The organism is Paenibacillus sp. FSL R5-0928 (assembly GCF_037970385.1).
Taxonomy (GTDB): domain Bacteria; phylum Bacillota; class Bacilli; order Paenibacillales; family Paenibacillaceae; genus Paenibacillus_AQ; species Paenibacillus_AQ odorifer.
Map to the genome: position 1 here is coordinate 816826 of NZ_CP150225.1, position 17233 is coordinate 834058.

Here is a 17233-nt window from a genome sequence, read left to right on the forward strand (position 1 = left end):
TAATTCATGTATTTAACATGTATTAATAGTAATTAGAGGGAAAACCCAAAAAAATGTCGAAGAATAAATATGGGATTTATGAAAGGGAGCACAAGAATATGCGGATAGATTTTACAATCATGAAACCGGAAATTCCGGTGTTATCCTTTTTTAGCGGTGCAGGCTTTTTAGATATCGGCTTCATGCAAGCTGGCTTTAAGACTGTCTGGTCTAATGAATATGACCGCAATTTTGTGAAGGGATTCGAATATGGTCTTAGCTCTATGACGGGACAACATCACAGAATAATAAATAATACATCAATTATCGGAATTGGGCCCAATCAAATTATGCGGGAAGCATTTCATAATACTGCAGTTCCTGATATTTTTGGAATAATAGGCGGTCCACCTTGCCCGGATTTTTCAATAGGAGGAAAGAACAAAGGGCGTACCGGAGAGAATGGTGTTCTTTCTAAGATCTATGTTGATAAAATAATGGATCTTCAGCCAACCTTTTTTTTATTTGAAAATGTGAAAGGGCTCTTTAAGACAGCAAGGCACCGTGAATTTTTCGATGATTTGAGAAAGCAGTTTTCGGAACACTATATGACTGATGTACGTATTTTGAATGCTCTGGATTTTGGAGTACCGCAGGACAGGGAACGTGTATTTATGGTGGGGTTAAAAAAGAAATGGTTAAAGAAAAAACTTGGTGTCAGAAATATTCCCAAGGATTATGAGTGGTTTCAATGGCCCGAGGATAAACATTTTGCAGGTGCAAAACAGCGGTTTGCATGGCCGCGGGAAGTGCCGTTTGGAATTACTCCTGAGAAGCCTGCCAATATTCCGGAACAATTAATGGTGGGGCCAATTATATGTAATCTGGATGAAACGGCTCTTTTACCCAATGGTCTTGAAGGCCTAAGGCCTATGAGCGATAAATATCATGTTATACATGAAGGTGACGTATCACGGAAAAGTTTTAAACGGCTGCACCGCTGGCGCTATAGCCCCACTGCAGCTTATGGGCATAATGAGGTTCATTTGCATCCGACACAACCGAGAAGGCTGACAGTCCGGGAAGCTCTCCGGATTCAAAGTGTTCCTGATACGTACATATTGCCTGCGGAAATGCCTCTAACATATAAGTTCAAAACAATTAGTAACGGTGTACCTGTAAAACTGGCTCATGCAATGGCGGTTGCGATCAGAAGAATGATAGAGGAGGAACCTAGATGACGCCAACAGTTAAGTTTTTTGATTTTACACCAGATCCCAAAGTGCTGATAGCTCTGACTCATACTCCAATGCTTCCATTAGATGCATTATGCGAATTAATTGATAATGCGATAGATTCATTTCAGGCTGCCAGACTCACAGGTATAAGGATAGAAAATCCTCTAATTTCCATTGAGCTGCCAAGAAATTCAGATCTTAATAAAAATACCGGAATAATACGTATCCGTGACAACGGACCGGGCATGACGGCTGAAATGGCTGAAAAGTCAATCAGGGCGGGATTCTCCGGTAATAATTCATATGATAGTCTCGGGTTATTTGGTATGGGTTTTAATATTTCTACAGGTAAGTTCGGCAGAGTAACCAGGCTGCTGACAGTCCGGGAAAATGAAGAGCAGGCTATAGAGGTGGTAATTGATCTTGAAAGTATTAATCAGTCTAAAAATTATCAGCTGCCTGTAAATCCCGTTGATAAACCAAGGGGAATTAGTCACGGGACAGTTATTGAAATAAGCCAATGGTGGCCTGAGGGAAATGCAAACAGCCAGTTTGTCAAACGTCTCATTCATTACGGACTTCCAAAAGTGCGTTCTGAGCTCGGCCGGCGCTATGCCACAGTATTATCCAAGCGGGAAATCAGAATAATGGTAAACGGAGAACCCTGCGAAGCATTTGAGCATTGTGTCTGGGGCTCTAACAGATATGTTGAACGGAAAGGGCATGGACAGATTCATGCCAGATATGACTTCGACCATATTATTGGGGTGCAGAGAAGATGCGGTAATTGTACAGCTTTAATTCCGGATGAAATGATTGAATGTCCATCATGTAAATCTTCAAACATCCGGAGTGTTGAGGAAAAGGTGAAAGGCTGGGTCGGTATCCAAAGATTCGACGACAGCACTGAATACGGAATTGATTTAATCAGGAATGGCAGGGCGATCCGGATAGCTGAAAAAACAGCTTTTTTTGAATTTGTAGATGAATTTAAGAAAACAATTATGGATTATCCTATTGACGGGCCATTCGGAAGAATATCAGGTGAAGTACATCTAAACCATGTCCCGGTAGACTTTCTAAAACAGGATTTTCAGCGCAGCAGCTCTGAATGGCAACGTGCCATCTCTTATTTAAGAGGGGAGAGCTCATTGCAGCCTAGTCAGCCGGGTGCGGATCAAAACAAAAGCTATATCTACAAACTGTATCAGGGGTACCGCAGAGTCAGAAAGCCGGGGAAGGCCGACTTATATATGGGATATTGGGATAGGGATTCCAATGAACCTAAGCGTATATCAAGGGATGTAGAAAAAGAATATTATCAAAAATTCTTAGAGAAATTGCCCGGATACTATGATGATTCAGAATGGTGGAAGCTGGTAGAACAAGCTGATTCCCCGCCGCTTGAAGAATTGGTTGATTGTCCGGAATGCAGCGCGCAGAATTTGAAGGAACATGATACATGCAATGTTTGCGGCTACATATTAATAGGGAAGCCATGTATTAATCCGGATTGTAAACATGAGATCCCCAAGTCAGCGTATTCTTGCCCGGAGTGTGGCATGTCCCAGGTGCCAAAAATTGAAGAACCATGGACCTGCCATGTTTGCGGTACCAAAAACAGGGCTGCTGAAAAGAGCTGTACATCATGCAGTGAGAAGAAAGGCACTGAGAATACTCTTTCAAAGGAATTCCTCTCACAGAATGCCAACAAATCTGATGATTTATCTATACCAGGCTGTTCAATTATGCTGGCTGACGGTGTTTATAGTTCACCTGTGAATGTAAATGTTTTTATTACTCAATTACCGATAAAGTCAAATCAGCAAACTGACGGGATTCCGCTGATTGTTTTTAAGGAAGAAGAAATAGATGTCTACCTGGACAAAACCCACAAATTGTTTAAATCGTTCCAGATCCGGCCTGAACAGATGATAGCTGCTGAAGTTGCACTTTACATTTATGATATGAACCGGAGACTTTCCGGAAAACAATATCACGGAAGACACGCCCTCTCAACAATTGAATGGCAGATTCTAAACAGCCGATGGTCTGATAAACTTGAGGATAGCCCGGACAAAATCCGGGAAGAAGTTTATAGATTCTTTATCCAGTTAAAAGAGAAACTTCCGGAGCTTTTAAAAGAAACAGCCACCGATATATTTGACGAGATGGACGAAGAACAGAAAAGAGCAATGGTTGATAACATGCTTAATCAAAATGCTGATATCAGCCGGCTTGGAGAGATGAAGGAGACCGGTTTATTTCTATTGTATATTGATGAGGCAGTTATTACTGATATTTTTAAAAAGTATCCGCATGTATTTTTCGATGGAGGGATATGGGAAGTTGCATACTCAAGTCCGGCGGAATTAAACGATACAATATTACACAAAGCGCAAATAAGGATCAGGAATATTTATCTTAACTGTTTAAATGATATGGTGAACTATATTAAATATCGTTCAACTGAGACAGGAATCTCTCAAAAAACAAGACTGTCATTGGAGTTTCTCCAGCAAAAGGTGATAAAGTGAGTACTTTCATCAGTGAAATAATTTTAAAGTCCGGCACATGGCAGGCATTTGAAAGAGTAGTCTCACGTTTACTGGCACATGAAGGATTTGAAGGCATAAGGCTAGTGGGTCAATCCGGTGACCGCGGGGCTGATGTTCTAGCGCACCGGGCTGGTAAACGGTGGCTGTTCCAAATGAAACACTGGAAAAACAGGGTTGGTGTTGATGTTGCTGACCAGACGCTGGAGGCTATGAGAATTTACAGAGCTCAGGTTCCAGTAATTGTAGCTTTAAACGGATTTGATGAAAGGCTGAAGGAGCATCAAAGAACTCTGATGAGCAGAGGAATTCCGCTACAGCTGTGGGATACAAAGGTGCTTATCACCAGGGCGGAAAAACTTCCGGAAATGCCCGTACTTAACAGAAATCCGCGTGAGTATCAGGAGGAGGCCATTCGATCTGCAATACAAACATTTAACGAAAAGAATAAAAAGGCCCTGATTGTGATGGCTACAGGACTAGGTAAGACTTTTGTTGCATGTGAATCTGTCAGGCGGATTAACGCAATATCTCCACTGAAATTTCTTGTAATAGCCCATACGAATGAGCTTGTTTATCAGATAGAGAAAGCTTTCTGGCCGTTTCTGTCTAAGGAACAGGAAACAACGGTATGGAACGGATATGAGCAGCCTGGCGAAGAGCGTCTTGAAAAAAGTAATGCCGTTTTCGCATGTTTAAATACAGTTGCTGATTATGTCCAGAGAGGGAAAGAACTGCCGTTTTTTGATCTCATTATTATAGATGAATGCCACCATGTTGGGGGACAAATGTATAACGCCGTATTACAAGAGACTCTGGCTGGTACGGAATGCGGACCATTTCTTCTGGGGTTGACAGCAACACCGTGGCGTCCGGATGATGTTGATCTTTCAGAATATTTTGGTGAACCTCTTGTTAGTGTGGATATTGTTACCGGTTTACGTAACGGCTTTTTATCTGATGTCGATTACAGAATGTATACTGACAATATAAACTGGGAAGCTCTAGGAGAATTAAAAGGAAGGAATTTTTCGCCGCGGCATATTAACAGGACTCTGTTTATCACTGAGTGGGACGATGCTGTTGTATTTGAGCTGAAAAGGGTGTGGCAGGAACAAAGTAAACCAAGGGCAATTGTTTTCTGCGGTACGATAGATCATGCAGCTACAATGAGAGACCGTATTAATTCACTCGGTTTCTGTAACGCGTCGGCAATATATTCACAGACTACTGCCGGCCGTTTAATGGATCCTGCAGAACGTAACCGTATACTCTGCGACTTTCAAGACGGTGTAATTGATGTTTTATGTGCAGTTGATATTTTAAACGAGGGTGTTGACGTGCCGGATGTGAACATTATTGTATTTCAGAGAGTGACCCACAGCCGGAGAATATTTATTCAGCAGCTGGGCAGAGGTTTAAGGTTGTCAAAAAATAAGGAGAAAGTTATTGTTCTTGATTTCGTATCTGATATACGCAGATTTGCAGCAGGCATTAATTTGAAAGATGGCCTCGCTGAAGATGGGCCGGCTCCGGGGAATCCGGTAAGAATTAGCCTGCCGCATAAAGTGACATTCAGAAAAGCAGGCGGTGAGGATCCGCAAACGGAGTCCTTTTTAAGACAATGGCTTGAGGATGTGGCTGCGGTAGAAGGAGCGGGCGAGGATACAAGCATACTTAAATTTCCGCCGGAATTACGGGGAGGACGAAAATGACATTTGATGAAGTCATCAATGATATTGAGAAGATGATCGGGTTAGAACTGGAAAGTATTAAGGCTGGTGCTAACATTACGCTTACCGGGATAGACAAAAGAGCTAAGAGGATCGAATTAATGACCTCGGCGGGCAAACTTAAAACAAGGCCCTTTAGTGAACTTGAAAAAATATGGAATAAACTCTGTTCTTCATCAGCTGCTCATGTAGATAGTGTTCTTGGAGGCTCCGGATCAAGCCGGAACCAGCCCGAGACTGTGATGGCTAACCTGCCGTATGTTGAATGGTTTTTTATAGATGGTAAAAAGCATCTGGCTATAGTAAAGGAGCCGGCGCATGGTTACGGGACGCTTTTAAAGATGGATGAATTAGCTGCAATTGAAATAAAAGATAAATTATTGAACGTAGCAAATACTGCATGCGAAGTGGTTGTTATTACTGAAGACATTAGGGAAACTGCTTATGCTTATGAGAAGGTTACAGGAATACCATTATACCCGGTTTCTCCCGGCGTTTATGAGCAATATAAAGATAAAGTCAGATTTATTATTGTGTCCAAAAGCAATTTGGATAATCAAGTTAAGCAGGGAACTTATATAGTGGTTTCTGGGGTGGAGAACATGAGTTCTGAGCCGAAAATACATTTAGACGGGCGGGAATTTCAAGTGTTTTCTGAGGGCGGGATTGAGGTTTTCATTTCATTATAATCATTATAACTAGCATTTAGACGCGAAATACACCCGGATTTAGGGTGTATTTTTATTATGGCTTTAGCCAGTTGAGTGCGTGAAACGCGCGAAACAAAAAACCACCCGCTATGCGGGTGGAGGGAACGAGGGTTTGACCACCAAGACCATTCCGATAGAATTGAGATGTTCAGGCTCAATGGAATGGAATGATCAAAGATGGCAAACAAGAGCTATAGTCTAGCTCACACGAAGTGGATGTGCAAATACCATATCGTGTTCACCCCGAAGTATAGACGGAAAGAAATTTATAATCAAGTGAGGAAAGATCTAATCGAAATTTTCATACGTCTATGTAAGTACAAGGGAGTTGAAATTCTAGAGGGCCACATGATGCCCGATCATGTTCACATGCTGGTGCGATCCCACCGAAAATTGCGGTCTCAACGTTCATGGGATATTTAAAGGGAAAAAGTTCGCTCATGATATTCGAAAAGCATGCCCAGTTCAAGTATAAATACGGAAATCGGAAATTTTGGGCAGAAGGATACTATGTAAGCACTGTAGGTCTGAATGAGGCCACCGTAGCTTAATATATACGTGAACAAGAAGCACATGACCAAGCCATAGATAAGCTGAGTGTAAAAGAGTACGTAGATCCATTTAGCGACAAAAGGAACAAAAAGAAATAAACCCGTTTAACGGGTAAGTGAAAATGATAAATTACACTGAGCCTGAACAGAACTGCTGTCAGGCTAGCGTCTTTAGGCGCAGTTTGGCAACAAGGGGTTATACCCCAAGAGCAAACCACCCGTTGGACGGGTGGTCCTGATTTATCGACAAAAAAGAAAGGTATTTGATTTGATTATGTAGAAATATAGGAGTAATTATCTAAAAGTATGAAGGAAGAGTCTTATGTATCAGGTATACGATAAATGGAGTTCGGCGCCATCGTAATCCTGGTCGGCGATTCCCAAAAGTGGTTCTGCTTGCCCTAGTTCATGAATCTACAAGACGGCGTCCAAACCATTCTGGGCTGGAAGAAGTCCAAATGCGAAGTATAAACACCTTCCCATGTCGTTCAGATGATTGAACAGGGCTTCGAAGCCGCGAAAGGTTTCGGTCAAGCGCTGCTGCTTTTGGATCGATACTTCTTGTTGGTTCCGGCCTTGGAACGGCCGAATGCGTGCCATCTTGCTTCCGAAACCCGCATGCACCTGGTGACCAAAGCCAAATCAACGTGGTTGCCTACGAACGTCCCCCTGCAAAAAAAACGAGACGAAACCGACAACTAAAAAAGGAAAGTCAGTCAAATTAAAGGGGATATTCGTGACTCGAGCGGCCGATTCAGTTTCTGTGCATGGATCTGTTTTGGGGCCAGCGCTTGTATCAGGAATTACGTTTCGTGCTGGTGGTACATGAGGGCCACTACTCCGTTTTGGTCAGTACGGATTTGGGCCTAACAGCTACCGACATATCATCCGCTTGTACAGCTATCGCTTCAAAACCGATGTGCGTTTCGGGAAATGAAGCAGGTCACCCATGACTTCGGTTACCGCTTCTGGAGCAAGTCGATGCCGAAGCTGAACCGATATTTGAGAAAAGAGGAAACGCATCCCCTCGAAGCGGTAACGAACGAACAAGACCGTCAGCGCATCCAGAAAACTATTCAAGCTATCGAGGGATTCGTGATGTGCATGTGCATTGCAATGGGACTCCTACAACTTGTCTCCTTGCAGTTTTCAGGCCGGATGTCGGTGCTGTTTTTCCGTTATCTGCGAACGCCCTCCCATGCCGTGTGCGATTCACTGGTTTCATAACGCTTTAGAACTTCTTACTGTTAATTACAATAATGTTCGAATCTACTTTTATTGTGTTTTCCCAGGTGAATTTTAGGAGGAAATAATTTAGTTTTATCGAATATAATCCATTAAATGTAAAAAAACGACAGAAAGGGCGAACGACGATAGGAACTATTAAGCATCTATGAAATCACTCGCTCTTTTGATTATGTATGATAAGTTGTACTCCTCTCTAAGATAATCCAAGGAAATGTGAGAGGTGGAGGGAAATGGAGCTAGAGATGTATTATAAAGAAGATACTGGTGGCTGGTTTCTAATTCCAGATTGGTCTACTTTTTTTATTAATCTTGGGAAAGAACTTGCTTTGAGAAATACAGGGAGTAAAAGATGGACTGCTGCCTTGACATTGCCAGCGAAGGAATATATCGCTCCTTTTATTGGTGTTGGAATCTTGTCTTCAGTATTCATAAAGAGTTCTGCCGATGATTTGCTAGAAGTTCATTTTCAAAGTTTATCCTCGCTTGAGAAATATACTCCTGTCTGGTACAGGAAAAACAAGCGGATATTAAAAGCGGTTTTTCTAGGTGTTACTGATTATCAAGGGGAGCAAAGGCTGCTCATACAAACACAATCAACAAAAGCAGGTGGCTTAACGGAGTATATATCAAAGGAAAATGCATTGGAAATACAACTAAATCCGAATGAAAACCAACGTTTACCGAATAACCAAAAGGGACGAGCTATGACTGTAGAATCTCGCTTAACAGATTCTATTTTTGGAGTGCACTCGCAAGCTTTACTCAAGCAGCCTAAAACCAGAATTTGTTTTGTAGGTGGAAAGGAACAGCTTGAGAGTGAGATTACAACAAGAATGTTTGCAATTTATGAAGATAATCAAATGATTAAAGGTTCATTAAATGATTTACTGCGGGTTAGACAGTTTCAGCACAGCGTTGACCCGTATCAATCACAATTTGTTTCCTCACTTGCGAGAAAAAATGAACCTGACTTAAATCTGACCTCTACTTCTATAATTATATACTCAGGCTCCAATGGTTTTTTAAATTGGAAAGAAGATTTTCAGTATACAAACTCCATTGTGGTTCTTGACCGTTCCGAGCCTCAATTTGAGTTCGCAGTTGAGGAAATCAACAATAAATATATTCAAAGTAATAGGACACCCTTTTCAAAATTGGACCTTGAGGCAATGCCCGGCGGTATTGAATTGTTATATTGGGAGGAGACAAGATGAATACTCTATCCAGCGTGAGCAAATTATTTGAGCTGGCAAGTAATTATAACTTGCGATTTCATGAAGTGTCTTCAAAACCGCTTGCTGAATATTCTTTATCGTTAAAAAAGCTTGAGTATCAAATTCTAAATCAGGATGAGGGCGACATTCTTCTGAATGATTTACTAACACATTTTCGTAAATTCAGATTTATACTCTCTGCTAGTCCTCTTCCTTTCTCCGCGCACAGCGAATTGATAAATAGTAAGGATTTGAACAGGTTGTCACGACAATGTCAGCTGATGTACCAGGATTTGAAAAAGGATATTGATACCGTGCTGGAGACTTATGAAGCTTTACGTAACTCTCCGGAGAAACCTGTATTGGATTTTTTACGTGAAAATTTTAAAGATAAACGTTCCACTGGTTTGGTTTTAAAAACTGCCAATGATTTGAATGCAGTAGAAGAAGTATTAAAGCGTACTTTTTTATGGGACAAGTCTTTTTCAGTGGTTACGCCTTCAAAATTAAAAAAGAGCTTTTTCTTTGACAGACTTATTATTTTGGGGCCAACCTACTGGTATCCAGATTATCTATTTCACTGCCCGCGCTCCTCGAGTATTGAAATTATTCTGTATGACTGGCAGTCATACCACACACCGAGAATGGAATATTTCACAAAATCCCATTCCCCAATTTCATCCTTGCTACAGGGATGCAATATACACATGAGAAATACAAATGATATTGATTACCGGGAATTAATAGAAGTCAGTGATCAAATTATTGATTACAAAAAAATCGAAAAAAGTATAGCAAACAGGCCTGCCCTTACTGCAACGGAATATGTCAGTGCGAAATTAATTGGTTTGGCAGATGCTAAAGGCATATTTTTTGAGGATCATTCAATAAAAAATATATGGACGATATCAATGCAGTCAAAGGAACCGATATTAAAATGTTCTGTTAATGAATTGGATACAGACAGTTACTTACTTATAAGAACTGGTACTGGGCGTGATTATATACAGATCAAAGCTGATGAATTTATCGGAAACCGTGCTGAAAAAATGCGCCACCGTCATTATGTCTGGAAAAAAAGGCTGCGCAAATATACGGCTAAATACCCGGCGGAAAAAATCTGTTTCTACCTCCGGAAGCATGGGGGAACCCGGGTAAATAAGATAAACCTTAGAAACTGGGCTTCAGACGATAATATTAAGCCGAGGGAATATAATGATTTTTTAGCCCTCATGAAACTTGTTAAATTTGAAGATCATGCAGAAAAGTTGTGGAAGGAAGCAGAAGACTTATTTCGTGCGCATCATAGGGCTGGAATGGTTATACGAAAATTACTGATTCAAGAAATTAAGAAATCGAACCTTGGGAAATTGGAACTTGAACAAAAAATGACCTTTCATTTGCCAGATTCTGAAGATGCAACATTTACGGCATATAAGATCGAATACATAAGTCAAAATGTTTTCCAGGTTGAGCCTCACCAGTTAAGAGCATTAATTGATTTCAACCATTTGGGGGGACAGTAAAGATGAATAAGAATTTACTTGCAAATTTAAAAAATCGTGAGGCACTCTATAAGAGTTTAAAAGAAGAATTTATCGGTCCTTGCGTATCAGATAAAAGCATAACTCTAAATAGCAATAAAACCGTCTTCTTCGATCGAGCTGATGACTTATATAAGCCATATAAAGATCAATTAACTGGAGAAGAAATTTTACAGCAACCACCCACACGCCGTTACGGGACAGCAGTTCTTCATCCGCTAAAAACCGAGAAAGAGGACTTTATAGAAGAAAAAGAAAATGATCCGGACCATACTGAACCTATTATTCTTGGAGATGCTTCAAAGGATTTGGAAAACATTGATAGTCGTAATGAAGTGGACGATGAAGATCCAGACCTGGATATGGTTTCAGCAAATGCCTACCAGCAAAGCAGTATGGCAGTTAGTTTTAAGGCGGATTTTCCGCATGGCAGCGAACTGAATGTCCATGTAGATGGAGGAAGATATTATCCGTTTTCCGTTAAGTTTAAAGGGGGAGATGAAGGAAGGACGTATAGATGGTGGGTGCGTGTTCCGGTACATTTTGTTGTGAAGATAAAGGCTGAAAAACTATTAGGTCCAGAAGAGGTATTGGAACACGGAGAAACTACAGATGTAATTAGTATGGAAGGGTTGGATATTCAAGCGGATATACTTTCACGCCCGATCAAAGACACTGAACGACTTATTACGGTTAGTCTGATCAACCGGACTCAAGCATTTGGGCATATTCCTTTAGACAGCATTTGTCTTTTTCAGGCTTCATTTAAAACTGAAATTATTTCTCCAGACTTTAGCCCGTCAATTTTGCCCTATCCTGAAATGGCGGATCTGGATGCTTTAGATGAAGAAGAGCTTTCCATTACTTTATTGTACCGGAAAACTAAAACATATGCTGTTGGTCATGGATGTTCAGCTGATTGGAGCGAAGTTATAGACGACAAAGCCGCTTTTGTACAAACCAGTTTTTTACCATCTTATGAAACAAAAAGTATGACACCAGATATAACAAGAGATGACGGGACAGATATAGTAGTATCCATGCGAGATTTGGCGGGCATAGATTCGACAAATAATGGAATGAATCAATTGGAGGAAATTGTCCGCCTTTATGAGAAATGGATAAAAAAACGATGGGAAGAAGCAAGGAAACTAGACTCAACATTGACTCCTGCAGCTGAAAGGAATTTGCAGGAATGCGACAAATGTGTAAAGCGAATGAAACAGGGGCTGGAGTATTTAAAAGATCCGATTGTATTAAGTGCATTCAAGTTAGCCAATGAAGCAATGCTTTTGCAACAAGTGACAGGGGGCGCTATCCGGGAAGCTGAAATAGCAGATGAGACTATTTCTTTTTCTTTACCTTACAGGACACCTGATTTGACCGTAATCCCGGAGAGTAGAGGTAAATGGCGTGCTTTTCAGATTGCATTTATCCTGATGACAATGGAATCAGCTGCTGAGTCTGATTGCCCAGAGCGTGAAACGGTGGAACTCATTTTCTTTCCTACAGGTGGGGGCAAAACAGAAGCCTATTTGGGGTTGTCCGCATTCTCCATCTTTATGCGAAGATTAAAGAACAAAAATGATTCAGGTGTACATGTACTGATGCGCTACACATTGCGTTTGCTTACGGCTGATCAATTCCAGAGAGCTTCTAGATTAATTTGTGCTATGGAATCAATCCGGCGTCGGCATCAAGAACAACTAGGTAGTGATGAGTTTTCTATTGGGATTTGGCTTGGCGGTGATACAACACCAAATAACCATGTAATTGCCAAAAAACAATTAATGGAATTGAGAAGCGGCAAGAGTAATGTCAATCCCTTTTTGATTAACTCTTGTCCTTGGTGCGGTGCGAAAATGGGGAAACTTCGATTGAAAGAGATTAAGTCTGTTGCAGTAAAAGGAAAAAAAGCAAACACTAAAGCTAGATCACAGCCTAATTTCAGTGTACATGGGTACAGGCTGGCGGATGGCAAGGTGGAGATTCATTGTACGGATAATAAATGCCTATTTAGTGAAAAGTTACCCGTTTATGTTGTAGATGAAGACATTTATGATAAACGACCAACATTTATTATCGGCACTGTAGATAAATTTGCTCAACTCGCCTGGAACTCCCGGCCGCGTTCTATTTTTGGAATCGGCAGAGATGGAACCAGGGACAGTTCTCCTCCAGGCTTAATTATACAAGATGAACTGCATCTAATATCAGGTCCTTTGGGTTCTATGTCCGGAATATTTGAAGTTCTAATAGAAGAATTGTGTACCGATTATCGGACAAGCAATGGAGTAAAACCGAAAATTGTTTGTTCAACTGCTACGATTAGGAGGTATCAGAAACAAATTCAAGATATCTACGACCGTACGAATGTAGCGTTATTCCCGGCATCCGGATTAGATGCAGATGACTCGTTCTTTGCAACTTATGCACGTGATAAAGAAGGGAAGCTACTGCCAGGAAGAAAATATGTAGGACTGAATGCACCAGGTCTTGGGTCTATGCAGACATTACAGGTACGTTCATTAACATCCCTTCTGCAAGCCCCAATGAAAATGGACGAAAAAGAAAGAGATCCATGGTGGACGCTGCTTATCTTTTTTAACAGTTTGAGGGAGCTTGGCACGACAGTGTCTTTGCTTCAATCAGACATACCTAACCATCTAAAAGTAATTAAAAACCGAGGAAATCTGGATTTTAAAGAATTAAGGCATTTGAATAAGATTAAGGAGCTTACCTCACGGTTATCTAGTGACGAAGTTGCCTCAGCAATCAATGAACTAAAAATACAAAAAGGTGTAGGGACTGTGACAGACGTTTGCCTAGCCTCAAACATCATTGAGGTTGGGGTTGACATTGATCGTCTTTCATTAATGACTGTTATAGGCCAACCTAAAACCACAGCTCAATATATCCAAGTTACAGGACGTATAGGTCGGCGTTGGTATGAAAGGCCGGGGTTGGTCGTAACTTTGTACAGCGCATCAAAACCCAGAGATCGCTCTCACTTTGAGAAATTCCGGAGTTACCATGAAAAACTGTATGCCCAGGTGGAGCCGACGAGCGTCACGCCATTCTCTCCTACAGTAGTAGACCGAATGCTGCACGCTGTTATGGTAGGTTATGTGCGTCAGTTTGGCCATTTGAATGAGGTTGATTCTCCTTCACCAGTGCCAGAAGAACTTTTGTCTCAGCTATGGCAAAGAATCTGTGAACGAGTTAAATCAATTGACCAGGAAGAAATGAATAACGTTCAGAAGGTTTTTGAACGCCGTATATCACAATGGAAAACATTACGCCCGTCCGAATGGTCCAAAAAGAGTACTACTGATGAGTATCCGTTGCTTTATTCAGCCGGTTCTTATGTGGACCCAACAACCAAAAGAATATCCTGGGCTACACCGAATTCCATGCGGAACGTGGATTCTTCATGTTTAGGTGAAATCAGCACGTTATACGTACTTCAAGATATAGAGGAGTTGGAATCATGAAGTATCCGATACGCAGAGCCCAATTAATCTCACCGTTCGGTCCTGGAGCAATGTCAATTTCTAAGAATGGAATCTCGTCTGTATGTAGCGGACTGGATCATTGGTTTAAAGATCGACATGGGAAAATGGATTCTACAGATTTGTCCCAGTATAAAATTAAAGAGTGGCGTTTAGAACGGTTGCTAGGCGTGGATCATTTCCGGCTACCGCCAGACTTTCGGACAAGAAGTAGCGGTGATGAGGATATGAATATGTTCTTAACTGTACCTTTTCTGCGCTTTCCAAAATGGCATTATTGTACTTTTTGCGGCCAAATGAATGAATTGCAATATTATGAAAAAAAGAATGAATTGTGCAAAGGTTGTGAACAGAAAGGATATAAAAACTATTTAGTACAAGCACCATTCATTGCTATATGTGAAAGAGGCCATTTGCAAGACTTCCCTTGGAGGGAGTGGGTCCATAAACAAAAGACCCCTTCATGCAAAAAAACAATGTACTTGGTAAGCACGGGAGGAGGGGCGCTCACCTCTATGCAAGTAAAGTGTGAATGCGGAGTTGAGCCTCGAATGCTGTACGGTATAACGTCTGCAAATGACGAAGGTAAAACAGAACTAAGTGAATCATTATGTGAAGATGGAACAGTTTTCTTATGCCAGGGTAAGCGTCCGTGGCTTGGTACTGACGAAGGGGTAGATTGTACCTGCCATCTTAGGGCTTCTTTGAGAAGTGCCTCTAATGTTTATTTTGCACAAGTACGCAGTGCCATTTACATTCCTGGAAACAGCAATAAACAAATATCTGAATTACTATCATATTTTGAACACCACCAGGTTTTAAGTATTATAAATTTAACCAAACGTGCAAGTTTGAGCTTAGACGAAACAGTCCAACAGTTAAAAGGTCAATTTCTGGTTGAACTAAATGGATATTCTGATTCTGATATCCGTCGGGCATTACTTGTGAGAGAGTCACGAGATGAAGATCCAGGTAGTGAAGAGGAACTGCCTATTGACATAGAAGCAGTCCTTCGACAAGAGGAGTATGAAGTATTAAATGGTGAAATAAATCAGGAAGAATTAAAAATCAAACCTGTTCCCGTCGGCTTATACAAAAATAACTTATTCGAGATATCAAAGTATTTTTCCAATATTCACTTAGTAGAAAAATTAAAAGAAACACGCGTTTTAACCGGATTTACCCGAGTTTTCAACGACCAACAAAATGATATTGAGGATTTAAAATCTATGCTCTGGCGCAAACAACCGGAAAATAAAAATGACGAATGGCTACCGGGCTATGTGGTATTTGGGGAAGGGGTTTTCTTTAATTTCAATGAGGAGTTTGTAAGGGAATGGGAAGGAAGAATACAAGTATCTGAAAGAAGTAAGCCCTTAAGTTTACGATATAGGCATTTAGTAGCTAACCGCCGAACCAAGGAGAAAAAAATAACACCGCGCTTCATTATGGCCCATACTTTTGCGCATTTACTTATCAATCAGCTCGTGTTCGAATGTGGATACAGCTCGTCTTCGTTAAGGGAACGACTGTATGTTTCCGACAACGAATCTAATCCGATGTGCGGTGTCCTTATTTATACAGCTGCAGGTGATTCCGATGGGACCATGGGCGGATTGGTACGAATGGGAAAGCCAGGTTATCTGGAGGCAGTTATTCGTAAAGCATTTAGTAATGCGGGATGGTGCTCTGCCGACCCGGTTTGTACTGAAATTGGCTTGCAAGGGCCTGATTCATGTAATTTATCCGCTTGCCACAGCTGCTCGTTGATACCAGAAACAGCTTGTGAAGAATTCAATCGTTTTTTAGATAGAGGACTAGTTGTTCCATTGTATGGGGTAGATCCGTCAACGGCTTTCTTTAATTAATATTAGATAAATGAAGGAGGGGAAGCCCCTCCTTTTATCCTTTGTAGGATGAAGCAAGCTAATAATGGAGAGCTAAACAAAAAATCAACTTATAAATATGTATTAATCCTGACCCAACAAATCCCCAACAGAAACCTCCAGCGCTTTTGCAATAGCCACCACCTCATAGTCCTGCACAAGCCTATATTGACCCTCCAATCTCGATAAACTAGTCGGACTAATATCTAAACCGAAGGTTTGCAACCTGGCAAGGAAATCCTTTTGCTTCATTCGTTTAGCTTTTCGAATAGCTATAACTCGGGTCCCGATGATGTTTTTGTCACCTGGGGGCTCTTTGCGATGTCTCATTTCCGTGTCACCTCACAATTTAACCAAATTGTATGCGAGGTAACTGTTGTTTTAATGCGAATATCGAATTAAAATAAAATAAACCGATAAACGCATTAAAAATTCAATACATCGTCTACAGACATAGCTTTGCCAGGAAGGAGGGGATGTAATGCAGCATCTGACGCAGAAATATGAGGAGGAAAAACGTAAGCTGAATGAACTTGGTCAGAGATCACTTGAGCAGGGGATTTCACTCAGTGGAAATGAAGCCGTTCAAGCCCAGAGTCGTAAAGTAGATGAACTCATTAACCAGATGTATCAAGAGAAGAACGAATATCCAGAGGCTTTTCGTTTATACTTCTGTCTTGGGGGAGATATAGTGAGCTTTCCAGCGTGGTTTACACAAACGATTCAGGGTCGATTAAATGAGGTAACTGCACAGATAGAATATCAATCTGAGTCTAGACATGCTTTTGAAGAAGAGAGCAAGGCGTTTGAGGCATTGTTTGACTCCATGGATATTGCACGCATGCCAGAGTTCGAGTATTGGGAGGATAAGCTTCAAATGAAGCAATCCATTCTTAATGAACGTCTGTATCTGCAAGGACTACAAGACGGTATGCAGCTTGCAAATGCCTTAACTACTCCTTCTGGTCCCTCAGAGTAAATCTTAATCAAAGAGCATATGTATACTCCTGTTTAGGCTGTCAGCACGACAGTCTTTTTTCTTGTGTTTATTTTTGGAAGGGAT

General features: G+C 41.1%; 12 protein-coding genes and 1 pseudogene. 12 read left to right on the top strand and 1 reads right to left on the bottom strand.

All coding sequences use genetic code 11. The annotated features are described in order from the left end of the window. Positions 1–119 precede the first annotated feature (119 nt). The 11 genes and pseudogenes from MKZ16_RS03585 to MKZ16_RS03635 all read left to right on the top strand — a co-directional run bounded on the left by MKZ16_RS03585 (position 120) and on the right by MKZ16_RS03635 (position 16152). A complete protein-coding gene (locus MKZ16_RS03585) occupies positions 120–1220 on the top strand; it encodes a DNA cytosine methyltransferase (protein ID WP_076104171.1) in 1101 nt (366 codons plus the stop codon). Beyond that, a complete protein-coding gene (locus MKZ16_RS03590) occupies positions 1217–3754 on the top strand; it encodes an ATP-binding protein (protein WP_076104128.1) in 2538 nt (845 codons plus the stop codon). Before MKZ16_RS03585 ends, MKZ16_RS03590 begins: the two co-directional genes overlap by 4 nt. Continuing rightward, a complete protein-coding gene (locus tag MKZ16_RS03595) occupies positions 3751–5487 on the top strand; it encodes a DEAD/DEAH box helicase family protein (protein ID WP_060626952.1) in 1737 nt (578 codons plus the stop codon). Before MKZ16_RS03590 ends, MKZ16_RS03595 begins: the two co-directional genes overlap by 4 nt. Beyond that, positions 5484–6194 (top strand): hypothetical protein, encoded by a 711-nt coding sequence (locus MKZ16_RS03600; RefSeq protein ID WP_060626953.1) that lies wholly within the window; start codon positions 5484–5486, stop codon positions 6192–6194. Before MKZ16_RS03595 ends, MKZ16_RS03600 begins: the two co-directional genes overlap by 4 nt. Before the next feature lie 198 nt (positions 6195–6392). After that, a pseudogene (tnpA, locus tag MKZ16_RS03605) lies at positions 6393–6865 on the top strand (IS200/IS605 family transposase). Positions 6866–7258: 393 nt separating this feature from the next. Then, positions 7259–7468 (top strand): hypothetical protein, encoded by a 210-nt coding sequence (locus MKZ16_RS03610; protein ID WP_339815348.1) that lies wholly within the window; start codon positions 7259–7261, stop codon positions 7466–7468. Positions 7469–7699: 231 nt separating this feature from the next. Then, the gene (locus tag MKZ16_RS03615; RefSeq protein WP_179089989.1) at positions 7700–7993 is read left to right on the top strand and encodes a hypothetical protein; all 294 of its coding nucleotides are present in this window, start codon (positions 7700–7702) and stop codon (positions 7991–7993) included. Positions 7994–8244: 251 nt separating this feature from the next. Beyond that, on the top strand, positions 8245–9228 hold the full coding sequence (locus MKZ16_RS03620) for a hypothetical protein (RefSeq protein WP_060626956.1): 984 nt from the start codon (positions 8245–8247) through the stop codon (positions 9226–9228). Then, complete coding sequence (locus tag MKZ16_RS03625; protein WP_060626957.1) at positions 9225–10754, top strand: DrmE family protein; 1530 nt, start codon at positions 9225–9227, stop codon at positions 10752–10754. Before MKZ16_RS03620 ends, MKZ16_RS03625 begins: the two co-directional genes overlap by 4 nt. 2 nt (positions 10755–10756) lie before the next feature. Then, positions 10757–14266 carry a helicase-related protein gene (locus MKZ16_RS03630; RefSeq protein WP_060626958.1) on the top strand — a complete coding sequence of 1170 codons (3510 nt, stop codon included), beginning with the start codon at positions 10757–10759 and terminating at the stop codon, positions 14264–14266. After that, entirely contained in the window at positions 14263–16152 is a 1890-nt protein-coding gene (locus MKZ16_RS03635) for a DUF1998 domain-containing protein (protein WP_339815351.1), read from the top strand. The genes MKZ16_RS03630 and MKZ16_RS03635 overlap by 4 nt, the downstream gene beginning before the upstream one ends. Before the next feature lie 102 nt (positions 16153–16254). Here MKZ16_RS03635 and MKZ16_RS03640 read toward each other — a convergent pair whose 3' ends face one another. Further along, positions 16255–16500, bottom strand: coding sequence for a helix-turn-helix transcriptional regulator (locus MKZ16_RS03640; RefSeq protein ID WP_060626959.1), 246 nt, complete (start codon positions 16498–16500; stop codon positions 16255–16257). Between the two features lie 151 nt (positions 16501–16651). Between MKZ16_RS03640 and MKZ16_RS03645 the strand changes: the two genes are divergently transcribed. After that, positions 16652–17149 (top strand): hypothetical protein, encoded by a 498-nt coding sequence (locus MKZ16_RS03645; protein ID WP_076104124.1) that lies wholly within the window; start codon positions 16652–16654, stop codon positions 17147–17149. The last annotated feature ends 84 nt before the right edge of the window (positions 17150–17233 follow it).